The sequence below is a fragment of the Halomonas litopenaei genome, assembly GCF_017303055.1.
GTDB classification, from domain to species: Bacteria; Pseudomonadota; Gammaproteobacteria; order Pseudomonadales; family Halomonadaceae; genus Halomonas; species Halomonas litopenaei_A.
In genome coordinates this window covers 15,636-38,281 of the sequence record NZ_JAEKJT010000010.1, presented here as the reverse complement: position 1 = coordinate 38,281, position 22,646 = coordinate 15,636, and the positions used below count along the sequence as shown (strand labels likewise).

Annotated in this window: 19 protein-coding genes; 7 read left to right on the top strand and 12 right to left on the bottom strand. The window is 62.8% G+C overall.

Going from position 1 to position 22,646, the window contains the following annotated elements; translation table 11 throughout:
- Positions 1 to 109: 109 nt before the first annotated feature.
- The 6 genes from uxuA to JF545_RS17860 form a co-directional block, all read right to left on the bottom strand.
- Entirely contained in the window at positions 110 to 1,285 is a 1,176-nt protein-coding gene (uxuA, locus tag JF545_RS17885; protein WP_206944312.1) for a mannonate dehydratase, read from the bottom strand.
- Positions 1,286 to 1,310: 25 nt separating this feature from the next.
- Positions 1,311 to 2,768, bottom strand: coding sequence for a mannitol dehydrogenase family protein (locus JF545_RS17880; protein WP_206944310.1), 1,458 nt, complete (start codon positions 2,766 to 2,768; stop codon positions 1,311 to 1,313).
- A gap of 112 nt (positions 2,769 to 2,880) precedes the next feature.
- The gene (locus tag JF545_RS17875; RefSeq protein WP_206944308.1) at positions 2,881 to 4,170 is read right to left on the bottom strand and encodes a TRAP transporter large permease; all 1,290 of its coding nucleotides are present in this window, start codon (positions 4,168 to 4,170) and stop codon (positions 2,881 to 2,883) included.
- Entirely contained in the window at positions 4,167 to 4,658 is a 492-nt protein-coding gene (locus JF545_RS17870) for a TRAP transporter small permease (protein WP_206944307.1), read from the bottom strand. Before JF545_RS17870 ends, JF545_RS17875 begins: the two co-directional genes overlap by 4 nt.
- Before the next feature lie 60 nt (positions 4,659 to 4,718).
- On the bottom strand, positions 4,719 to 5,687 hold the full coding sequence (locus tag JF545_RS17865) for a C4-dicarboxylate TRAP transporter substrate-binding protein (RefSeq protein WP_206944306.1): 969 nt from the start codon (positions 5,685 to 5,687) through the stop codon (positions 4,719 to 4,721).
- A 135-nt stretch (positions 5,688 to 5,822) separates the two neighbouring features.
- Positions 5,823 to 6,539: a GntR family transcriptional regulator gene (locus tag JF545_RS17860; protein WP_206944305.1), complete on the bottom strand. Its 717-nt coding sequence runs from the start codon at positions 6,537 to 6,539 to the stop codon at positions 5,823 to 5,825.
- Positions 6,540 to 6,728: 189 nt separating this feature from the next.
- Here JF545_RS17860 and JF545_RS17855 point away from each other — a divergent pair, with 189 nt between their 5' ends.
- Complete coding sequence (locus tag JF545_RS17855; RefSeq protein ID WP_206944304.1) at positions 6,729 to 8,003, top strand: AGE family epimerase/isomerase; 1,275 nt, start codon at positions 6,729 to 6,731, stop codon at positions 8,001 to 8,003.
- A gap of 170 nt (positions 8,004 to 8,173) precedes the next feature.
- Here the strand turns inward: JF545_RS17855 and JF545_RS17850 are convergent, their stop codons facing one another.
- The 4 genes from JF545_RS17850 to JF545_RS17835 all read right to left on the bottom strand — a co-directional run bounded on the left by JF545_RS17850 (position 8,174) and on the right by JF545_RS17835 (position 12,825).
- Positions 8,174 to 9,547 carry a hypothetical protein gene (locus tag JF545_RS17850; RefSeq protein ID WP_206944303.1) on the bottom strand — a complete coding sequence of 458 codons (1,374 nt, stop codon included), beginning with the start codon at positions 9,545 to 9,547 and terminating at the stop codon, positions 8,174 to 8,176.
- Positions 9,548 to 10,277: 730 nt separating this feature from the next.
- Positions 10,278 to 10,859: a manganese efflux pump MntP gene (locus JF545_RS17845; protein WP_206944302.1), complete on the bottom strand. Its 582-nt coding sequence runs from the start codon at positions 10,857 to 10,859 to the stop codon at positions 10,278 to 10,280.
- A gap of 626 nt (positions 10,860 to 11,485) precedes the next feature.
- Complete coding sequence (locus JF545_RS17840) at positions 11,486 to 11,713, bottom strand: hypothetical protein (RefSeq protein ID WP_206944301.1); 228 nt, start codon at positions 11,711 to 11,713, stop codon at positions 11,486 to 11,488.
- A gap of 227 nt (positions 11,714 to 11,940) precedes the next feature.
- Positions 11,941 to 12,825, bottom strand: a complete 885-nt coding sequence (locus JF545_RS17835) for a LysR family transcriptional regulator (RefSeq protein ID WP_206944299.1) — start codon at positions 12,823 to 12,825, stop codon at positions 11,941 to 11,943.
- Between the two features lie 105 nt (positions 12,826 to 12,930).
- Between JF545_RS17835 and JF545_RS17830 the strand changes: the two genes are divergently transcribed.
- The 3 genes from JF545_RS17830 to JF545_RS17820 all read left to right on the top strand — a co-directional run bounded on the left by JF545_RS17830 (position 12,931) and on the right by JF545_RS17820 (position 16,817).
- The gene (locus JF545_RS17830) at positions 12,931 to 13,809 is read left to right on the top strand and encodes a HalD/BesD family halogenase (protein ID WP_206944297.1); all 879 of its coding nucleotides are present in this window, start codon (positions 12,931 to 12,933) and stop codon (positions 13,807 to 13,809) included.
- A gap of 140 nt (positions 13,810 to 13,949) precedes the next feature.
- Positions 13,950 to 15,233, top strand: coding sequence for a M24 family metallopeptidase (locus JF545_RS17825; RefSeq protein ID WP_206944295.1), 1,284 nt, complete (start codon positions 13,950 to 13,952; stop codon positions 15,231 to 15,233).
- A 93-nt stretch (positions 15,234 to 15,326) separates the two neighbouring features.
- Positions 15,327 to 16,817: a CoA-acylating methylmalonate-semialdehyde dehydrogenase gene (locus JF545_RS17820; RefSeq protein ID WP_206944293.1), complete on the top strand. Its 1,491-nt coding sequence runs from the start codon at positions 15,327 to 15,329 to the stop codon at positions 16,815 to 16,817.
- Positions 16,818 to 16,920: 103 nt separating this feature from the next.
- Here JF545_RS17820 and JF545_RS17815 read toward each other — a convergent pair whose 3' ends face one another.
- Both JF545_RS17815 and JF545_RS17810 read right to left on the bottom strand, forming a co-directional pair.
- The gene (locus JF545_RS17815) at positions 16,921 to 17,970 is read right to left on the bottom strand and encodes a DUF2235 domain-containing protein (RefSeq protein WP_206944291.1); all 1,050 of its coding nucleotides are present in this window, start codon (positions 17,968 to 17,970) and stop codon (positions 16,921 to 16,923) included.
- A gap of 286 nt (positions 17,971 to 18,256) precedes the next feature.
- Positions 18,257 to 19,501, bottom strand: a complete 1,245-nt coding sequence (locus tag JF545_RS17810; protein ID WP_206944290.1) for an amino acid deaminase — start codon at positions 19,499 to 19,501, stop codon at positions 18,257 to 18,259.
- Between the two features lie 213 nt (positions 19,502 to 19,714).
- Here JF545_RS17810 and JF545_RS17805 point away from each other — a divergent pair, with 213 nt between their 5' ends.
- The 3 genes from JF545_RS17805 to JF545_RS17795 all read left to right on the top strand — a co-directional run bounded on the left by JF545_RS17805 (position 19,715) and on the right by JF545_RS17795 (position 22,501).
- Positions 19,715 to 20,578 (top strand): MurR/RpiR family transcriptional regulator, encoded by an 864-nt coding sequence (locus tag JF545_RS17805; RefSeq protein WP_206944288.1) that lies wholly within the window; start codon positions 19,715 to 19,717, stop codon positions 20,576 to 20,578.
- 1 nt (position 20,579) lies between these two features.
- Positions 20,580 to 22,040 (top strand): N-acyl-D-amino-acid deacylase family protein, encoded by a 1,461-nt coding sequence (locus JF545_RS17800; protein ID WP_206944285.1) that lies wholly within the window; start codon positions 20,580 to 20,582, stop codon positions 22,038 to 22,040.
- 68 nt (positions 22,041 to 22,108) lie between these two features.
- Positions 22,109 to 22,501, top strand: coding sequence for a RidA family protein (locus tag JF545_RS17795; RefSeq protein ID WP_206944283.1), 393 nt, complete (start codon positions 22,109 to 22,111; stop codon positions 22,499 to 22,501).
- The last annotated feature ends 145 nt before the right edge of the window (positions 22,502 to 22,646 follow it).

Below are 22,646 nucleotides of genomic sequence, written 5' to 3'. Positions count from 1 at the left end.
AAGTCCACCAGACGGGGGAAGGGCTCCCCGTCTGGTGGTTTGCGTCGTGGCGGGGTGCCCCCTCTAGGCTTGGCATCTACGCCGTCACCTCCCATGGGCTACCTGAGCGTCAAGTGAGCTGACGCACGGCGGTCTCGACGCCACGCAGCTCTGCCAATCCGCGCAGTCTACCGTAGAGCGGGTAGCCAGGGGCGGTGGCGCGGTGCTGATCGTCGAGGATGTGATGGCCGTGGTCGGGACGTAGCGGCAGCCGGCGGCCGCCGTCGCGCTCGCGGCGGCGTTCCTCGGCCACCAGCGCCTTGATCACCGCGACCATGTCGACGTCACCGTTCAGATGCGGGGCCTCGTGGAAGGAGCGAGGGTCGGGGGACTCGCGCCGGGTCGAGCGCAGGTGCACAAAGTGAATCCTGGGACCGAAGCGTTTGACCATGTCGGCCAGGTCATTGGCGGCGAGCACGCCGTAGGAGCCGGTGCACAATGTCAGACCATTGGCCGGGCTGTCGACGGCGCCGAGGATCCACTCGGCGTCCGCCGCCGTCGAGACCACACGGGGCAGACCCAGCAGCGGTCGGGGCGGGTCATCGGGGTGGATCGCCATGTGGATGCCGAGTTCTTCGGCGACCGGGATGACGGCTTTCAGAAAATAGCCGAGATTCTCGCGCAGGCGCTCGGCGTCGATCTCTTCGTATCCAGCAAGTACCTCGCGAAAGCGCTCCAGGGTGTAATGCTCCTCGGCGCCGGGTAGGCCTGCGATGAGGGTGTCGACCAGGGACTGGCGGGCCTCGGCGTCCAGGCTATCGAGATAGCTCCTTGCGGCAGTCTTCTCGTCGTCACTGTACTCGTCTTCGGCGCCAGGTCTGGCGAGCAGGTAGAGGTCAAAGGCGGCGAAGGCTGTCTGGTCAAAGCGCAGCGCCAGGGCGCCATCCGGCATCGCCCAACGCAAGTCGGTGCGGGTCCAGTCGAGCACCGGCATGAAGTTGTAGCACACCGTATCGATGCCGCAGGCTGCCAGATTGCGCAAGGTGTCGCAGTAGCGGGTGATCAGAGCGTTGCGCTCCGGCAGTCCTTTCTTGATCGCTTCATGCACCGGCACGCTCTCCACCACCGACCATTCGAGTCCTGCGTCCTCGATCATCTGCTTGCGCTCGGCGATGGCCTGCCGGGACCAGACCTGGTCGTTGGGCACCTCGTGCAGCGCAGTGACAATGCCGGTTGCGCCGGTCTGGCGAATCTCCTCGAGTCGGATCGGGTCATTTGGGCCGAACCAGCGCCAGGTGTGTTGCATGAAAATCTCCTTTTCTTGGGTCCGGCTAGAGGGTGCTCAGTGACGCCGCAAGCCCGGTAGTGATCAGTCGGCGGTAACTATCGGTGACAGCATCGACAACATCCTGCTGTGCAGTAAGGGCCACAGGGATGATGTCTTCCTGTGCCAGAAAGGCTGCCACCAGCGCTTCAGGGGCATCGCCGTGACGTTCATGTAGCGCGAGGAAGCGCGATGCCAGCGGATCGCTCACCTCATGTTGACGGCCGTCGAGCGAGACGCCGGAGGTGTAGCGTATCCAGGCGGCCAGTCCCAGTGCGGTACAGGGCACCTCGTGGCCGTCCTGCAGCCGCGCGACGGCGCCTTGTAGCCAGCGTTGGGGCAGCTTCTGGCTGCCGTCCATGGCGATCTGCGCCAGTCGGTGGCGCAGGCTGTCATTGGCGAATCTGGCCAGCAGATCGTCGGCATAGCGTTCGAGATCGACCCCATCCGGCATGTGCAGCGTTGGCGCCGCCTCCTGCATCATGTAGCGACGCAGCAGGGTGCGGAATTCGGGGCGGCTGACCGCTTCAAAGACCGTCTCGATGCCATCGATGGCACCCAGGTAGGCCAGCAGCGAGTGGCTGCCGTTGAGCATGCGTAGCTTCATGGTCTCGAAGGGGGCCACATCGGCGACCATCTCGACCCCCTCGACTTCCCAGGCGGGCCTACCCTGGGGAAAATCATCCTCGATGACCCACTGAGAAAAGGCCTCGCAGACCACCGCGTTGGGATCATCGACACCCAGCTCGCCCAGCCGGGCGAAGTCGGTCTCGGTCATCGCGGGTACGATGCGGTCGACCATGCTGCAGGGAAAGGCCCCCCGATGGCTGATCCAGTCGGCCAGTTCGCTATCGCGCTGGGCGGCGAGCTGTACGACGGCGTTGCGGGTGCGGCGACCGTTTTCCGGCATATTGTCGCAGGACAGCACGGTGAAGGGGGACAGACCGGCGGCGCGGCGACGGGCCAGCGCCTCGACCAGGATACCCGGGGCGGTTTGCGGCGCGTCTGGCGAGGCAATGTCGGCCTCGATCATCGGGTCTTCGACGAGCAAATTGCCGCTGGTCGGGCTGAGAAAGTAGCCCTTCTCGGTCACCGTCAGCGTCACAATGCGTACCTTGGAGGACGCCAGTCGCGTCAGCAGCGCTTCCAGATCGCGGCCCTGCTGGCCTGTGCTATCGCGGCCGGTGAACAGCGTCTCTTGCATCACGCCGATCTCTCTGAGCGTGACGTTGTTGCTATCGGTAAATTCGGCCACATGGTAGCGGTGGCCAGCGGCACGCAGCCCATCGACCAGGCCGACGCTGGAGCGCAGGTTGGCGCTGCACAGCCCCCAGGCGGTGTCACCGCTGCGCTCGAGATGGCGCGCCAGATAGACCGCCTGGTGGGCCCGGTGGAAGGCGCCGAGCCCCAGGTGGACGATACCGATGTCGCAGGCGATGTGCGGCGCTTCAACGAAGTGGGTCATCTTGTTGTGTACCTCAGTCCCGGAGATAGGCCCGGAGCAAAGCCCGTGGGCTCGGTCGATGGGGTGATGCGGGTGATTGATACGTCCGCTGAGTTGGTTTCTTGTGCATCCGCTACCCCATCAGATAGTCGGGCAGGAAGAGCACGATCTGCGGGAAGAAGATGATGGCCAGCACCACTGCGAACACGGCAAGGGCAAAGGGCAGCATTTCCCGGGTGTAGGCAATGAACGAGCAGCGCAGGATGCCGCACACGGTGTACATCGACACCCCGACGGGTGGCGTCATGCCGCCGAAGGTCACCAGCGTCATCATCAGCAGGCCAAAGTGCACCGGGTCGATGCCGGCGGCCTTGATCACCGGAACCAGGATGGGCGCCAGCAGCATGACGACCACCGTCGCCTCCAGCAGCATGCCCAGCACGATCAGCAACAGCGACAGCACCAGCAGCAGGGTGGTGGGGCTTTCGAACACCCCGAGGGTGACCTCGGTGATGGTCTGCGGCACCCGCTCGAAGGACACCACGTAGCTGATGGCGCCGGAGAACATGATGATCAGCATGATCATGCCGACGTCGCGGACACCGGCACGGAAGGCATCGATGATCGACGACAGGGTCAGCTCCCGGTGGATGAAGCAGCCCACCACGATGGCATAGACGATGGCGAAGGCGCCGGCCTCGGACGGGGTGAACAGGCCATAGCGGATGCCCACCAGCAGCCAAACGGGAAACAGCAGCGCCCAGATGCTGCTCCTGGTCGCCTGCCAGACTTCGGCCAGCGACGGTGACGTCTCGAGTTCAGGCACATAGCCGCGCCGGTGCGACATCACGCTGGTGGCGATCATCAGCGCTACCAGCAACAGGATGCCCGGCACCACACCAGCGATGAATAGCCGGCCGATGGACACCTCTCCGAGGAAGCCGTAAATGATCAGGCCGATACTCGGCGGAATGGTGGCGGTGATCAGGCCGCCGATGGACAAAAGGGCAGCGGTAAAGCCAGGCGAATAGCCCCGCGCGATCAGGTTGCCGCCCAGCACCCGGGACTGCATCGCCGCATCAGCCACTGCCGAGCCGGAAATGCCGCCCATCATGGCGCTCAGGGCCAGGCTCGACTGGGCCAGACCGCCGGTCATCCAGCCGGTCAGCAGGGTGGCCAGGCGCAGCAGGCGTGGGGTGATGCCGCTGGCGTTCATCAGGTGCCCGATCAGGATGAACAGCGGCACCGCCAGCAGCGGAAAGGACTGACTGGCCGAGACGATCCGCTGTACCGCCGTACTGGTCGGCAGGAAGGTCTCGGGCAACAGGAAATAGGTAAAACCGGCCATGCCGATGGCGAAGGCGACCGGCATGCCGATGGCCATCAGTACCAGGCCGAGAATCAGAATGGCGAGTGTCGTCACAGAAGTTGCTCCTGCTGGTCGCTGTCGGGCTCCAGCGCCTGAACAATGCCCACCGAGGCAAGCCGCCTGATCAGCGAGACGATCATCAGTACGGCACCTACGGGCAATGCCAGCGTCACATAGCCGTAGCTGATCCCGGCAAAGCCGAGGGGACGCTGCCAGTTGGAAAACGCCAACGAGAAGCCATAGCGTGCCAGGCAAGCCAGAAAGACGATCATCAGGCCCACCGTCACCAGATTCGCCAGCCACTGGCCCGACCGGGGCAGCCGGGTCAGCAGGGCATCGACCCGGATCTGGCCTCCCTTCTTCAGGGTGATATCTGCACCAAACATGCAGGCCCAGATAAAGAACAGCTGGGCCAGTTCAGCGCCGCCGAGCATGGGGTTGCCCATGGCCCGGGTGGTGGCGCTGAACAGGATGCTGGCCGCGGTGAGAAACAGCAGCACGACGGCCAGCCACTCCTCGAAAGTGTCATAGAGCTTCCACATGTGGCCTCCCCAGCCGCTGCCGAAGTCGGCAGCGGTGGACGCTTGGTATCGAAGGGGGGGTTACTCGCCGGCGCTGAGCACAGGCGCGAGTTGCTCGCGCAAATCGGTCCAGCCCATGTCGTCGTAGACCGCCTGCATTTGACTGCTGAATCGTTCGGTATCGACCTCGGCGAACTCGACGCCGGCCTCTTCCATTTCCTTGCGCACATCGGCCTGGGCGTCGACCGTCATCTGGGTGGCCTCGTCGCCGGCCTTCTTGAGCTCTTCGTCGAGCATGGTGCGCAGTTCGTCGGGTAGCTCCTGATACCAGCGCTCGGAGACCAGCAGGCCCGTCATCAAGTGGATGTGATTGGTCAGGGTGACGTTACTGGTCACTTCCTGAAGCCGCAGGCCGTGGGCGCCGGTCAACTGGGCCTCGGCGCCGTCGATGGTGCCGAGCTGGATGGCCGAGTAGATTTCCGACCAGGGCAGCGGAACCGGGGTCGCACCCATGCCCTCGATGGTCTTGATCCAGCCCGGGGAGTTGATGGTGCGGACGCGCACACCTTCCAGGTCCTCGGGACCTTCGATCGGCATCTGGGTGAACATCTGGCGGGTGCCCTGGAACCAGTTGTAGTTCATCAGGCGCATGCCGGTGTTTTCCGCCAGCAGCTCGACCCACTCGAGGTAGGGCTCGGAAGAGGTGATGCGGTCGTAGTCCTCGTGGCTATCGACCAGGTAGGGCGCAGCCAGGATCCCGAGCTCGGGTTGAAACTCGGACAGGCGGCCAGCGTCCGTCAGTACCGCGATGTTGGCGCCGTTGCGGATCTGCTCGATCATGTCGTTGTCGGCGCCGAGTTGGCTGCTGGAGAAGATGTTCAGGGTGACTTCGCCGTCGCTTCTTTGTTCGATTCGTTCGGCGGCGTTTTCCATCGCCTTGACCATGGGGTCCTGGCTGCTCTGGGCGGTGGACAGGTTCAGTTCGTAGGCCGCCAGCGCCTGGGTGCTGCTGAGGACGGCAGCGGCGAGAATGACAGACTTCTTGAGCATGTGGCGTCTCCTTGTTGCTTGTTGTTGTCGCTTCTGGTGTTGTCGTTGCTGTTGTTTCCGGGGGAGTGGCCCGGCAGGCCGCAGGACAGAGGCCGAGTGGCCCTTGCCCATGAGAGGCGTCTGCCGGGTCGATAACTAGCTGCTGTGGGTGTCCTCGAAGATCGACGAGAAACGCTGCACCATCTGGGGCAGGGAGATGAGAATCTCACTCTGATGCACCAGCATGGCCTGGCGGGCTTCGTCCTCATTTCTTCGTTCGATGGCATCGACGATATCGGCGTGTTGCTGAACCAGCTTCTCGAAGGGAGTGGTGTCGGGCACACTGAGGTAGCGCACCCGGTCGAGCTGAGCCTTGACCTCTTCGATGACGCGCCAGGCGGTTTCGTGTCCGGCACCAAGTGCGAGCACGCGGTGAAAGTCCTCGTCGAGAATGAAGAATTGGTCATACTGTCCGCTGCTGGCGCAGCGTACCTGGCGCTCGATCAGGTCTCGCAGCTCATAGATCACCTTGTCGGTGAGCCCTTGCTTGGCGGCAGAGACGCTGACCGCTGTTTCCACTGCCTCTCTGACGAAGCGTGCTTCGCGCACCGATTTCTGCGAGATGCCCACAACGTAAGTGCCGCGCTGTGGGCGAACGTCGACCAGGCCTGCTTCAGACAGGCGAATGAAGGCTTCGCGCACTGGCTGACGGCTGACGGAGAAGGCATCGGAGATCTCCTTCTCGGACAGCGCCTGCCCAGGGGCGAATTGCATCCGGATGATGGCGAGTCGTAGCACACGATAAAGTCGCTGACGCACCGATCCACCAGCAGCATCCTGTTCCCAGAGTTCAGCGATTGCGGGGGTCAGCATGGGGGCTCCTACCTGTCGTTTAGCGTTTCAGCCCTGTCGCTTCTGAGGCGTCCGGCCTTTGAGCTTTGGTCTGATATGACTTGTATGGTAGTCATACTAGGATAGCGAGAACGCGATGTCAGGCCTGGACGTATAGCACTTTGGTCTCATCTCGTCACGCCGCCTTTATTCGTCACCCTGGAGGACGCCATGCCACACCCCACTTACATTGCTGCACCGGATGACTGTCTGTTGCGCACGGATGAACATCGACGCTGGCTCGCCAAGACTGGGATGCGACTGCTCGAATTCGGCGCTGCCGCCGAACACCCGCAGGGAGGCTACGGCTGGCTCGATGTCACAGGTAAGCTGGATGCCTCGCGGCCGGTAACGACCCTGCAAACGGCTCGACTCACCCATGTGTTTTCACTTGCCCACCGCCTTGGCGTGCCCTTCGCCCGTACCAAGGTGGAGCGCGGCATTGCTGGGCTCTGGCAGCTTGCTGACGAGCAATATGGAGGCTGGTACCAGGGACAGCTGGTGCCCGGTGCACCGACTATCAAGCACGCCTACACCCACGCCTTCGTCGCCCTGGCCGCGTCGTCGGCGCACATGGCGATGGGCAGTGATGACACCCGCGAGCTGCTGGATCGGGCCATCGACGTCATCGATCGCCACTTCTGGTCGGACAGCATGGGGTTGTGTCTGGAAAGCTATGAGCGAGATTGGACGGCGCTTGACGACTATCTCGGTGCCAACAGCAACATGCACTCGGTGGAGGCCTATCTGGCGCTATGTGACGCTACCGGAGAGACACGCTGGCTTGATCGTGCCGTGGCCATTGCCGAGCGTTTTATTCACACCCATGCCCGCGAGCACGACTACCTGGTCCCCGAGCACTTCGATCGCCAGATGACGGTGCTCTACGACTTTCACAAGGACCTGCCCGCCGACCAGTTTCGGCCCTTCGGGCTGACGCCCGGTCACTCGTTGGAATGGTCGCGCCTGTTGCTCAACCTCGAAGCGTCGTGCCTCAGGCACGGACGGCCCGCGCCGGCCTGGTTGCTGCAAGACGCTGAAGGGCTGTTTGCCGCCGCCGCCAAGTACGGCTGGCAGGCCGATAGACAGCCGGGCTTTGTCTACACGCTGGACTGGGACAAGCGACCGGTGATCACCGCCCGCCGCCACTGGGTCACCAGCGAGGCGGTCGGAGCGGCGCATGCGTTGCTGGTGCGCACCGGGCGTCAGCAGTACGCCGACTGGTACGCCACCTGGTGGGCCTACATCGATCGCCACATCATCGATCACCAGCGGGGTGGCTGGATTCACGAACTCGACGAGAGCAGCCAGCCCCGTGCGCGCTACTGGCCAGAGGGCAAGCCGGACATCTACCACGCCTTCCAGGCGACCCTGCTGCCCTTGCTGCCGCTGGCGCCGACGCCGGCTAGCGCTGTGAGTCACTCGCCTTGGAGAGGGCTGATATAGGCTGTGCCAATCTCCAGGAGTCTGGCCTGCATAGAGCGTCAGCGGGCTACGCTTAAACGATGTTGGTCGCCCCGTCGTCGCTGCCGCAAGCTCTAGCATCAGTGCTCGTCAGACCGGACGGAACCTGGTGTTTGGGACGCGGGGGACTCGGCTAGAGGGAGCAATGCGTCTCAGGGCATCTGGTCAGCGCGGGAGCCGAGTAGGGTGCGGCTGCCGAAAGCGCGAGGGGACTGGTTCTCATCAAGCTGTTCGCCAGTAAAGTGGGTACCGGCAGTGCTATTGCTCCCTGTCGAGCTCCCGAGTCCAAGTATTGGCACTACCATGACCCAGTCGAGCCCAGCGGCGATGGGGGCAAGGCCCATGCCGTCACCCAGTGACAGCACGGCATCACTGAGTTCATCGACCGGACGAGCCGCCATGGGCGCCTGAATCACGGTGTTCGTCAGACGTTCAACGCCTGCCATGTGGGCGTCGGTGATCGGCGCCAGGCTACCGCCCGCTCGCTGAGCCAGCTGCCGGGTGCTGGCATCGGCCCAGGCCAGGCCTTCAGCGACGGTGCTGACGGTTGGCAGAACCGTCTGGCCGGTGGAGCTTAGCCGGCCGTCGAGCTGACCTAACAGCGTGACGCCGTCGCTGAGTGAGCTGGACAGGGGCAGGCCGTCCAGGCGTCTCGACACGTCACGGCTTTCGTCGACGAGACCTTGGATACCGTGAAGCGTGGTCTGCGTCTCGTCGATGATCGAGGTCAGGCTGGTCGCCAGCTCACCCAGCTGCTGTGCGGGGGCAAGCGTGTCCGTGACGCTATCCTGTAGTCGCTGACTGGGCCGCGACAGCTGGCCCCCAATATCACGGTTCATTCCCGTCAGTTCGACCGCCAGGGTATTGCTCAAGGTGGTGCGCCCCAGCAGCGCGGTAGCCGCAAGCGTACTTTTGTCGTCACTGCCGACGCTGTCCACCAGGCCGATGACGGCTTGCTCATCCAGCCTGGGAATACCGCTATGACGCGACACGCTGCGGGCTGCGACGCCGGCGAGACCGTTATCATTGTGCTGTCCTCCCAGGACGATACCTGCCAGGCTGACCCATTCGCCGGTGCGGCTCAGCACGCTGCCACTTCCCTCCTTTAGGGCGTCTCCACCTGCCACGAGCAGGTCTGCTGCCAGTCCGGGCAGCAACAGCGAGTCGGTAGTGATCAGGAAAGGCTCCAGTCCGGCCTGTAGCACGTCTGCCACCTGGGCGGTGAGTGAGCGCTCCAGACGTCCTTGCTGTTCGGCGAGATAGAGGTCCTGTTCCCTGAATCCCAAGGCATGCCCGATACGTCGGCCGTAGCGATCCAGTGACAGTACGCGGGTGATCCGATCATCAAAGCGGTGCAGCAGGGGAAGTGACGCCAGGGTATCCACCGCGCTGTCGATAACATCAAGTGAGCTTTCCAGATAGTCAGCCGAGCTATGCACAGCCTGCTGCGCCCCCATGCTGAGGCGATCGACACCAACGGTGTGGGCGACATCGACTCCCTGGGAGACCAGGCTGGCGCTGGCCATACGAGCGACGGACTGGCTGACCAGCGTCGAAGAGGCGTGAGCCGATGATGACAGGGCAGGCGATGCTAAGGATGGTGATGCCAGGGCCGAGGGTGACAGGGCCGAGGGAGAAAGGGCCGAGGTTGACAGCGATGCGGATACAACCTGCTCGGACTCTGACGCGCTGGCCTGTGCAGGGGGCACCGAAGGATAGTAAGCCTGTTGCGGTTGTCGCTCAGGCGACGAGCTGGCGCAGCCTGACAGCAGGCCTGCCGACAGAATAACCGGAAGGGGAGAAAGTCGTGGGATAGCCTTGCGGATCCACCGTTGGGGTATCAGCAAGGCCTTGATCTGTCGTATTGGGTGAAATAGCACAGACTCAGACCTAGCGGTATCTCACAGCAGAGTATCGAGAAACCGCGCCTTGGCGTGCGCAACCTGTGCTGATTTGGCTTCTTTGTGGAAGAGGGCGGGGCGAGCGCGGGGCTAGTGAGGGGCGAGCTCGGGACGAGTGAGTGATTAGCGAGAGACTAGAGGGAGACTAGATAGGTACTGCAGGATCACTGAGCCAGCGAAAAAAGGCAGTTAGGCCACGACCAAAAGCCTTCCAGGCACCCGGTGCTCTGTTGTGACCAGGGCTACGACATTCGCTTTGACGGATGGCCGGTACGGCCTCAGCTAAAAACAGCGAATCGGCGGAGCAGGCATTTATGCAGGGTTTCCCATGCCACTGTTTCGGCCAAGCGGGACGTTATCCCAGTAAGTGATGGTGCAGGGTCGTTGCACCGATGCCGATCAGTACCAGGCCGCCGATAATTTCTGCTCGTGGGCCAACGGCCTTGCCGAGCTTGCGACCTAACAGCATGCCCAAGGTCGCCATCAGCGTTGTGGCCGCGCCTATCGTCAATGCGGTGATCCAGATATTGGCTTCCATAAAGGCCAGGCCGACACCGACGGCCATGGCGTCGAGGCTGGTGGTGACGGCGGTCGCGATGATCAGCCACCAGCGGGTACGGTCAGTGGTGGCGCCGCAGTCGCAGCTGGCACAGTCCTTTGCCCTGGGCATCAAGCCGCTCTGGATCATCTTTCCACCAAGGGCCAGCAGCAGGAAGAAGATGATCCAATGATCCCAGTCCCGAATGGTCTCATGAGCGCTGGAACCGAGCATCCAGCCGATAATCGGGGTGGTGGCCTCCACCAGGCCGAACATCAACCCTGTCTGCAGGGCCACGATAAAACGCAGCCGTCGCACGCAGGCCCCTTTGCTGACAGACGCGGCGAAGGCATCTGACGACAGGGAGAAAGCCAGCAGCAGGGTGGAGGTCGGATTCATGGTGACTCTTTAATAGCAGTGACTGTGGTAAATGATGGCAACGTTATCGTGCTTTTTATGGGCAGAATGGCAGCTGTGTGATGGCGGCCATGACCGTTGTTAAAACTCCAGTATCGTCGCGCTTTCAGTGCCTATGGCCTCTGCTGATGTCTGCGATGACGCGTTGTGAGTCATGCTCGCTGACGAAAGCCACTTGAGAAGCGCCCTTTAAGAAAGCCCGATAGCACAAGCCCGTCCAACAACGTCATCGGAAAAAATGACTCAGACACGCGCCTTTCGGCTATCACTGCCATAGCGACATTGCATGGGATATTAGCGTCTTGTTGACAGGATGCAACTCTTTACCAAGGCTGCAAGATTAAGCTAAAACAAAGACCTATAGCATCGGCTATACGTTATAGGAAAGGCAGGGAAGGGGCGGAATAGTCCCATGGTCAGGTGGTCAGAAGTAGCAGAATGCGGCGAAGAAAGGAACGCAAGGGCCGGCAGGAGAAACCGGCCGAAGAGGGTGGTAGCGATGCCCATTTGGAGAAGGTGATACCGCAGCATGCGCAAAGATGTTCTCTAGACGGGTGGCAGCATTGCTTGCACGAGTGACATGCATCTGGGCAGCGCTTGTCTGCCTGCTAGACCTTTAACGCATCTTCCAACATCTTGACGATGACCAGCCCAGGCTTTGCGGGCAGATGGTCGCCGGCGTAGTGACGTATGCTGGTGACACTGTCTCTCAGCTTTCTATGGCGATCCTTCAGCCGGGCAAGCTCCTCAGCCATTTCGCCCCGGTCACCCTGCGCTGGAGAGGCCTCTGTGGAGGGTTGGCCGCCGCTGGCGGTATCGTTGCGACTTGCAGTCACCGTTATCTCCCGACCGTTTTTCAGGTCAAGTGAAAGGTGCGCGCGAAGGCGAGCACACCTGCTGAGGGCACTGTGACATGGTCCATGTCGCTTCGACATAGTGATCAGGAGGTAGCTTGCCTGAAGAAGCGAGGTAACGGCGCTGGCATCCCCCTCGTGGTCGGGTGGATGACAGGCCGAAGGGGGCACATGGTGGCCGCCGTGACCCCTTGTTTGCTGCGGGTGGTCTACGGCGTCGGATCGTGGAACTCGGGCACGGCGACGGCATCGTTATGCGTCACGATTTCCTCAAGCTGCTGGCAAAAGGTACTGAAGGCGTCGCTGGCGTGACCCGGACGGCGATGCATCTCAATTTCAACCTGGCCGAGAGCCGGCAGACCGTGGGCGTCATCCAGAATCCGGCAGCCCTCGGGAACGCTGCGGGGCGTCTTGACGGTCACGGCCAGGCCTGCTTGAACGGGCAGGTTGATGCCAGTCGGTGATTGGCTCGAGTAGCGCAGCTCCCAGGCGCGTTCCTGCTTGCCCAGGGCCGCCAGGGCATGGGCTCTGAAGATGCACCCTTCAGGGTTGAGGGCGAGCGGCAGGCGCCGGCCGCGGGTAGGGTCTGCTCCTTGGGCGGCAACCCACACCATCGGCTCCCACCCAAGCAGCTGGCCGGACTGGGTAGGGCCATGGCGAATCGAGAGCACCACGTCCAATAGCCCCTGCTGGAAGCTATCCACCAGGCCAGCACTGATGCCGCAGATGACCTCGATACGTGTGCTGGGATAAGCCTCGGCAAAGCGTGGCAGCAGCTCCGGCAGGTAGGCGCTGGCCTGTTCTTCCGAGGTGCCAAAGCGAATCTTTTCACCCTGTTGATGATCTCCCAGTGCGGCTTTGGCTTCATCTTCCAGGGTCAGCATGTGTCGGGCATAGGGCAGCAGGCGCTCCCCGTCCGCCGTCAGCAGTACGCTGCGACTGGTGCGCTCGAACAGGGGGGTGTGCATCTGATCTTCGAGCCGTTTGATCTGCAGGCTGACGGCGGATTGGGTGCGATGCAGCACTCGTCCTGCGGCGCTGAAGCCTTGGCACTCGGCCACGGTGACGAAGGCGCGGAGCAGGTCTGTGTCCATGATTAATGAGCCTTTGAAATAAGTAGTATCTCAACCATTCATTTCTATTATGGAGAGCCGCTCCCTATCCTGTCCAGCAACACACCAGATAGGCAGGAGCTTCTCATGCAGGCCACCGATGCGCCCACCACGTCCTCGCTGGACGGTCTGATCGACCTTGAGCACTACCCGATTCATGACCTGGACGGCGAGTCCGGCCGGGCGCTGATCCAGCGCTGTCACGCACAGCTGGCCGACGACGGCTGCGTGGTGCTCAAGAACTTCGTGCCGGCCGATGCGCTGGCGCGGCTGGAGCGCGAGACCGAAAGGCTCTCACCGGATGCTCACTACAATCAGACCGAAACGAATCCCTACAACAACGCCGGGGATCCCGAGCGGCCCGCGTCGCATCCGCTTAATCGCTTCGATGATCGCACCAACGGCTTTGTCGCCGGTGACCGCATCGGTGAAGACACCATCATTCGTCAGGTCTATCAGCATCCGGACTTCCAGCGCTTTATCGCCACCGTGGTAGGCATGGAGGAGATTCACCAGTATGCCGACCCGCTTGCGGACCTGGTGGTCAACGTGCTGAGAGAGGGCTGCCAGCATCCGTGGCATTACGACACCAACGAATTCATCGTCACCATGATGACTCGCCAGTCCCACGGCGGTGGGCGCTTCGAGTATGCCCCAGGCATTCGTAGTCCTGAAGGCGAGAGCTTCGAAGAGGTCGAAAAGGTGCTGGATGGCGATCGCTCGCGTCTCAAGGCGCTGGATCTGCAGCCGGGTGACCTGCAGGTCTTCTTTGGCCGCTACTCTCTGCATCGCGTGACGCCGGTGGAAGGCCAGAAAGAGCGCCACACCGTGATCTTCGCCTACGCCAAGGAGCCGGGTTTCATCGGCCGCCCGGAGCGCGCCCAACGTATTTTCGGCCGTATGGCGCCGATTCACGAGACCCTCCTGAAGGAAGGCATGAATCGTACCGATTCCCTGGCGGATTAAGCGTGGAGTGCGGCGGCAGGGTTCTAGCTGAGCGTCTCAGAGCCCTGTCCCAGAGAGCCCCGTCCCAGAGAGCCCGTCCATAGAGCTCCGGACAGGCCGCACCCAGCGTGATTTTCTGCCCGTTTGAACAGGACCCTGACATGAGCATCGTCGACTTCGACAACCTTACCGACAATGAACCGGATCACATTCCCGTGGTGCCATCAGCGCCGATGGCCAACGGCGATAGCATCCCCACGGCGTTTGACCCGAAACAGCTGCGCGCCGGGCGCCTTGCGCGGCTGCGCGCGACGATGGCGGAGCAAGGCTACGCCGCCATGGTACTGTTCGACCCCAACAACCAGCGCTATGCCACCGGGTCGCGCAACATGTTCGGCTACTTCCTGCGCAACTCGACCCGCTACATCTATGTGCCCCTGGAAGGGCCGGTGATCCTGTTCGAATACCCGGGTAGCGCCCACGTCTCTACCTGGCTCGAGACCATCGATGAATCGCGCACGTCCAAGGTGGTGTGGTCCGCCGTCAACCAGCGCGACAACCTCTCTTCGGACCCCTTCGGTGTGGAGATCGCCGAGCTGATCGAAGAGCACGGGCGCGGCAACCGCAAGATCGGGCTGGATCGCTGTGCGCTCAACCTGGCTCGTTCGCTCGAGGCCCAGGGGCTCGAGGTCTTCGACTGCATGCAGGACACCCTGCACTGTCGGCGCATCAAGACCCCGGAAGAGATCGCCTGTCTGGCCCAGTCCATGGCCGGCAGCGAGGCGGCAGTCGCTGAGGTTGAAGCCGCGATCAAGCCCGGCATCACCGAGAACGAACTGTTCGCGGTCATGTACGGCAACGTCATCCGCCAGGGCGGCGAATTCATCGAGACCCGTCTGCTGTCCTCCGGCCCGCGTACCAACCCCTGGTTCAATGAGGCCAGTGACCGGGTCATCCGTCCGGGCGAGCTGGTGGCGCTGGACACCGATACCATCGGTTGTCACGGCTACTATTCGGACTTTTCGCGTACCTTCCACGTCGGCCCGAATCGCCCCAGCGCCTACCAGAAGGAGCTGTATCGGATGGCCTACGACCAGGTGCACCACAATATGGGTATCCTGAAGCCAGGTATAAGCTATCGCGAGATCGCCGAGCAGGCCTGGAAGATCCCCGAGCGTTTCTTGGACCGTCGCTACCCCTCCATCATTCACGGCGTCGGCATGCACGGTGAAACGCCGCTGGTCGCCCACCATATGGACTTTGATCGCTTCTCCAAGGATGGCGTGCTTGAGCCTGGCATGGTGGTGTCCGTGGAGAGCTACATCGGCGAGGTGGGCGCCGCCGACGGGGTCAAGCTGGAAGAAGAGGTGCTGATCACCGACACCGGCGTCGAAAAGCTGTCCCGCTATCCCTTCGACGAGGCCCTGCTCGACCGCCAGTTCTGAGCCGCATCATCTGCGTACCATGCTGCGCCGGGCTGCATGTGAGATGGCCGCCCGGCGCTGACGCCTTGTAAGAAAGTCATATCGAGAGTTTTGATGAAAGACGTGAATCATTGGATCGGCGGTGAGTCACAGCCGTCCCAGCGCCATCTGGATGTCATCAACCCGGCCACCGCCGAGCCGGTCGGGCGTGTCGCCCTGGGCGACGCTGCTACCGTCGAGTGTGCCATCGAGGCGGCCCGCCGCGCCCAGCCTGCCTGGCGCGACACTCCGCCGGCCAAGCGCGCCCAGGTGATGTATCGCTTCAAGATGCTGCTGGAGCGCGACGCCGACGAGATCTGCGCGCTGGTCAGCGAAGAGCACGGCAAGGTGCTGGAAGACGCCATGGGCGAGCTCAAGCGTGGCATCGAGAACGTCGAGTACGCCTGCGGCGTGCCGGAGCTGCTGAAGGGGGAATATTCCCACAACGCGGGACCGGCCATCGACACCTGGTCGAATCATCAGCCGCTGGGCATCGTGGCCGGGATCACGCCGTTCAACTTCCCCGCCATGGTGCCGCTGTGGATGTATCCGATGGCGCTGGCCTGCGGCAACGCCTTTATCCTCAAACCCTCCGAGCAGGTGCCGTCGGCAGCCGTGAAGATGGCCGAACTGCTGGCTGAGGCTGGACTGCCGGATGGTCTGTTCAGCGTTGTCCACGGCGACCGGGAGGTGGTCGAGGCGCTGATCGATGCGCGCGATGTGAAGGCGGTGTCCTTCGTCGGATCGACCCCGGTGGCCAAGGCGATCTATCAGCGTGGCGCCGAGAACGGCAAGCGCGTGCAGGCGCTCGGTGGCGCCAAGAACCACGCCGTGGTGCTACCCGATGCCGACCTGGACAACGCCGCGAGCACCCTGATCGGGGCCGCCTACGGCAGCGCCGGTGAGCGCTGCATGGCGATCAGCGTGGCGGTGTGTGTCGGCGATGACACCGCCGATAGGTTGGTGCAACGGCTGTCCCAGCAAGCCCGTGAGCTCAAGATCGGTGCTGGCACCGAGCCTGGCCTCGACATGGGAGCCCTGGTCAATGCGGGCCATCGCGACAAGGTGGCGGGCTATATCCAGCAGGGTGTCGACGAGGGCGCCGAACTGATCGTGGATGGCCGTGAGCATCCGCTGGTGGCCGCTTCACCGGGGTACTTTCTCGGCGCTAGCCTGCTCGACCGGGTAACGCCGGAGATGAGCGTCTATCGTGACGAGATCTTCGGACCGGTGCTGTGTGTTGTCCGCGTGGCAAGCTTCGATGAGGCCATTGCGCTGATCAACGCTCATCAGTACGGCAACGGTACCTGTGTGTTTACCCGGGATGGTGAGGCAGGGCGGCGCTTCGCCGATGCCATCGAGGTGGGCATGGTCGGCATCAATGTGCCGCTGCCGGTACCGGTAGCCTTTCACAGCTTTGGCGGATGGAAAGAGTCGCTGTTTGGTGACCTTCACGCCTACGGCCCCGACGCGGTGCGCTTCTACACGCGACGCAAGGCGATTTCGCAGCGCTGGCCCAGCCAGCGCCAGAAGGAGCAGGCTCAGTTCAACTTCCCCTCGCACTGAGCTCTCGCCTAACGAGCCCCATGTCGCGGGCTCGTGAGCCAAGCGCCCACCCCATCCGGTGGGCGCTTGGCGTTTCAGAGATGCCCTGCTGGCTGACGTCGATTCAAGGGGAGCGTGAGCAGTGCGACAGGCTGGGGTGGAAGGCATTGCGTGGCCGGTAGTGTGGCAGCACCGTCTGGCGCTCGGCGACGCTGGCATGCAGGCACTCGTTACCGAAGCGTGCAAAGCCGACAGGCCTCAGGTAGCGCAGCGGGGATACCAATTGGTAGAGGTTTGACAGAAACAGGGCGTAGGAGTCGACGATGTCATCGTCACGGGGCGGCGCTCCCAACAGCGGTCGGCTGTGTGGCGCCAGTGTCAGGCCGTGGAGTGCGGCACGCGTCATCATCCAGTCAAGGCTGATATCAGAGAGTGCGCGCTGCTCGACGCCACCCCCCACATTCGAGTGAGCGCCTGGAAACCAGGCCTGTTCCAGCGTGGCGGTCGTGGTCTGCGGCGACCACAGGGTCGGCGCGAAGGCCTCGCGATGTTCGTCGATGGCCAGCGCCTGATAGGCATGACGGACCAAAGGGCTCAGCCTGGTATCGTGAAACTCGAACAGACGTCGGTTGAAGTTGGCAAAGCTCCTCAGGGGAATGCCGAGACTGCCCACCGTGTCCCACACCCCGATCATGTGAATGTCTGGCATCCAGGTATAGCGTGAGGCAAAGCGCTTGGCTTCGGCGGAGTGCGGCCCCCGTCGGCGATCGCGATAGAGCCTGTACGCCCTGCACGCCAGCTGACGGTGGGCGGGCCTCAACAGCCCCGTGGTGTGAAGCAGCCCACTAAGGCTGCGTGCCGTGTAGGCGCCCCTGCTGAAGCCGAAGAGAAACAGTCGGTCGCCCGGTCGCAGCAGGTCGATGAGTTCGACATAGGCGTCGAGCAGAATGTCGGAAAGACCTAGCCCCGTGGCTCCCGCCACCAGTCGCTCGTACCAGCGGCGACCGCTACCCACGCCCCGGTAGTAGCGAGTTATCGTGCCGCCCTCGGCCATGGGGTTCTCGAGCACCGCCTGGTACAGGCGACTCACGTTGGTATTGGTATCCCCATCCTGCAGGTCCGTGTCAGGCACCTGCCAGGTGCCATCGAAAAACAACGCCACGTTCTTGGCCATCGACCTTCCTTGCTCTCGCTGGCGGCGCCCGGAAAACGCCCGGTCATCGCTGTCAGTGTACGTGCAGGTGGCGGCGTCGACCTTGCGCCAGGACTAGCAGGCGGGCGAACGGGCCTAGATTGAACGGTTGGGCATAGGAGAAACGGCTGGGCATAGGAGAAGGGAAGGTCAGGCGTTGTTGCACCGCACGAGGGGGATATGAAGGGAGAGGAACAGATGGTGCCAGCGAGAAAGCGACGGCGGCCGTGTGGCCGCCGTCGCTACTTGGTCGCCGGATGCGCGCTGGTCAGAAACGCGTTTCCCAGGTCTCCACCACTTCCAGCTGGTCATCGACGAGATGCAGCTGACGCCACTTGTCGAAGGTCATGCAAGGATGCGACGCGCCGAAGGCCAGGACGTCACCGATACGCACGTCAGTAGCGTCGGCCGGGAGTTCGATAAAGGTATGCTGGTCCATCTGCTTGATGACCTTCCAGCCGTCTACCGACAGCGTCTGGTCGGTAGGACCGCCTTCCCGGTAGCGGCGCAGCGCTTCCGGGGCCAGGTCGAAGCCGATATCGCGCTTGCCCATCGCCACGATAGCCATGCCGGGCTCCGGCAGGGACTGCACCTGGGCAAACACCTCCAGTGCGGGCTCAAGGCCCTGGTGAAGGTCCTTGCGGCGGGACAGAACGCCGGCCTGGGCCTCGCGGTAAATACCGTGGTCATGGACGACATAGCAGCCCGGACGCAGCACTGGGGTGAACTTGCCGTCCAACCCACCGTCACGGAATTCTTCGGCGATCAGGTCATACCAGGCAGACCCTGAGGCGGTGACGATGGGCAGATCGCGCTCGATCAATCCTTCACTCGCCAGTTGCTTGACGTTGGCGATGAGCCGCTTGGCGTAGCGTCGAATCCCGGCGATGGGATCGTCACCGTGCACGACCCCTTCATAGCCTTCCAGACCGGCCAGAGCGATGCCGGGCAAGGCCTTGGCCCTGCGTGCCAACTCGACTACCTCGGCATCGTCACGCAGGCCGCACCTTCCCCCTTCGACACCTACCTCAATCAGGATATTCAGGGTGATGCCAGCGTCACCAAAAAAAGTGCCTAATTGATCCAGGTTCTCCGCACTGTCGACGGTCACGAAGAGTTCGGCGCCTGCGCGAATCAGGTCGGCGGCGATGGCCATGTTCGCCTGGCCCACCATCTGGTTGGCCACCAGCAGCCGATTGACACCCTCGGCAAAGGCAGCGCGGCACTGTGGCAGTGTGGCCAGGGTGATGCCCCAGGCGCCGGCATCGAGCTGACGACGAAACAGCTCAGGCGTCATCGTGGTTTTGCCGTGGGGCGCAAGCTCAGCCCCGTGTTGGCGGGCAAACTGCTGCATCCAGTCCAGGTTATGTGCCAACGGACGCTGATGAATGACCGCAGCGGGTAGGCTGACATCCGCCAGCAGGCCACGACCGGTTTCCAGCGTGCCCTTGTGGGACCCCTTGGTATCCAGTGCCGCGGCGGAGCGCGCAGATGAGTGAGACGACAGTGACATGAGGATTCTCCTGAGAGCTGAGCGAAGGTCATGTTACGCCGGGCGTGGCCATTGGCAACCGATGAAAATTGACCTGACTACGACCTTTGTAGGAAATTTTCATAAAACTATGGATTGATGTTAGAAACTAACATAGCGTAAGGACAACACCGATAGCGAGCCCTTTCGATGGGCTTATTGACCTGCCATCGCGGTAACGGCTAGGAGCCTGTCATGAGTCAGCAGATCGACATCCTGTCCCGAATCACTGCCCTTGTCGGGTCGCTGAGCGACTCGGAGCGCAAGGTGGCGGAGTTGATCTTCGAGGACATCGACTTTGTGGCCGAGGCCAGCATCACCGACATCGCCAGACGCTCTGGTGTCAGTGATGCCACCGTGACCCGCTTTGCGCGATCCGTGGGCTGTGACAACGTGCGCGATCTCAAGCTGCGCCTGAATCGAGCGCTGGCGGCAGGTCGCCGCTTCATCGAGGACGCCGACCCGGCGCGGGGCCCTGCTGCGGTATACGACGTTGCCACCCAGACGCTGGCGATCAATCGCGAACTGTTGCTTGAGGCGGACATTGCCGGCGCGGTGGAGCGCCTGGACCAGGCACGTCAGATCCTGGCCTTCGGCTGCGGCGGAGGCTCAAGCGTGATGTGCCAGGAGCTGCAGTTTCGGCTGATGCGCCTCGGCTACCCGGTCAGTGCCTATCCTCATGGCCTGGTCCCGCGCATGGTCGCCGCCACCTTGGATCCCGATGATGTGGTGGTCGTGCTGTCGGTGTCTGGTTATACCCCGGAGATGGTCGAGTCGGCTCAGATTGCCAGTCAATACGGAGCCCAGGTCATCGCCCTAACCGCTGTTGGTTCGCCCCTGGCCGCAGCGGCTGATGTTGTGTTGCCTATCGCCACCCGAGAAACCGATTTCATTCTTCACCCTTCGGCGTCGCGCTACGCACTGATGGCCGCGATTGACGTACTGGCGCTGGAACTGGCCATGCGTCATCGCGACCAGGCGCGTGCCAAGCTGCGGCGATTGAAGATTGCACTGGATGACCATCGTGGCGGCGACAATCGTCAGCCACTGGGAGACTGATATGCAGCATGACCTCTTGATCCGTGGCGCCACCCTGCTGGACGGCACTGGCGCCGACCCTTTCATCGCCGATGTGGCCATCAAGGGCGACCGCATCGTGGCGCTGGGGCAGTTGGCGGGACACGAGGCTCTCGACGTCATCGAGGCGCAAGGTCTGACCCTCACGCCTGGGTTTATCGACGTTCACACCCACGATGACACCAATGTGGTGCGCACCCCTGACATGCTGCCCAAGCTAAGCCAGGGGGTGACCACCGTGGTGGTGGGCAATTGTGGCATCAGTGCCTCTCCGGTCCAGCTGGCAGGTAGCGACGTGCCGGACCCCATGAACCTGCTGGGTGAGGCCGACGACTTCGTCTATCCCACCTTTGCCGCCTATGCCCAGGCCGTCGAACAGGCGGCGCCGGCCATCAATGTCGCCGCGCTGGTGGGGCACACCAGCCTGCGCTCTCAAGTCATGCAGGACCTCGAGCGACCCGCCAGCGAGGAAGAGATTGCTGCCATGCGCGCATCTCTCGAGCAAGCCCTTGCCGAAGGAGCGATCGGGATGAGCACCGGGCTTGCCTATCGCAACGCCCGCCAGGCGCCGAGTGCCGAAGTGGCGGCATTGGTGCGTGCGGTCAGCGCTGCAGGGGGCATCTATACCACCCATCTGCGTGACGAGTTCGCCGGTCAGGCCGAGGCCATGGACGAAGCCTTCGCCACCGCTCGTGACGCCAGCGCACCCTTGGTGATCTCTCACTTGAAGTGTGCCGGCGCCGGTAACTGGGGGCAGGCACCAAGGGCGCTGTCTCAGCTGACCGGTGCGGCCACCCAGCAGCGGGTGCACTGCGATTGCTACCCCTATACCGCGGGTTCGTCGACGCTGGACCTGGGCCAGGTCACGGATGAAATCGAGATCACCATCACCTGGTCGAAACCGCATCCCGAGCAGGCGCGCCGGCCACTGGCGGCGATTGCCGCCGACTGGGAGGTGTCACTGCTGGAGGCGGCCAAGCGGCTGCAGCCGGCGGGAGCGGTCTACCACAACATGTGTGAAGAGGATATGCGCCAGGTACTGGCGCACCCGCTGACCATGGTCGGCTCGGATGGCCTGCCCAATGATCCTCATCCCCACCCGCGTCTGTGGGGCGCCTTTCCCCGAGTCCTCGCCCATTACAGCCGGGACTTGGCGTTGATGGCGCCCGCCGAGGCGGTGCGCAAGATGACCGGCCTGTCCGCTGCCACCTTTGGCCTTGAAGATCGCGGAGTGATTCGCCAGGGAGCGTTCGCTGACCTGGTGTTGCTGGACCTGGAACGATTGGACGACAGCGCCACCTATGACCAACCCAAGACGCCCGCACAAGGCATTCTGCGGGTGTGGGTCAATGGCCACACGGCCTATACCGAGGGCAGGGCCTCGAACGAACGTAACGGACGCATGTTGCGTCGAAGCGTGCGCCTGGAGGCGACGCCACTGTAGCGAGCGCTTCGCCAAGGAACGCTCAACATATCAAGAGTTTGCATCTGTACCTGACAGGAGAGTGAAAGATGAGCATCAAGCGTTATGGCGCCGAGGGAGGCGTAGGCACCGGTGGACAGAAACTGCCGTTCTCCCGGGCCGTCGAGGCGGGGGGCTGGCTCAAGGTGTCTGGCCAGACACCCATGACCGACGGTGAAGTGGTGGAAGGCGGCATCATCGAGCAGAGCCGACTGGCCTTCGAGAATGCACTGACCATCGCTCGTGAGGCGGGGTACGACATCGAACACGTGGTGCACGTGACCGCGGTGCTGACCGATGCCCGCTACTTCCAGTCGTTCAACAAGGTCTTTGCGGAGTACTTCAAGGATCACCCGCCGGCACGTATCTGCAGCGTTCAGGACCTGGTGGTGGACTGCAAGGTCGAGGTCGACCTGACGTGCTATCGCGCTGACCGGGCCTGAATAAGGAAGGGGATCAGGGGATAACCAGGGGCGAGCGGCAACTCGTCCTGGGCAGGATGCCCGCATCGCAGTGAAGGAGGGCGCCGGGTCCCGGCAAGGACCCGACGCCAGGCTCAGCAAACGCTTACGTTCACTGTCTCGATCG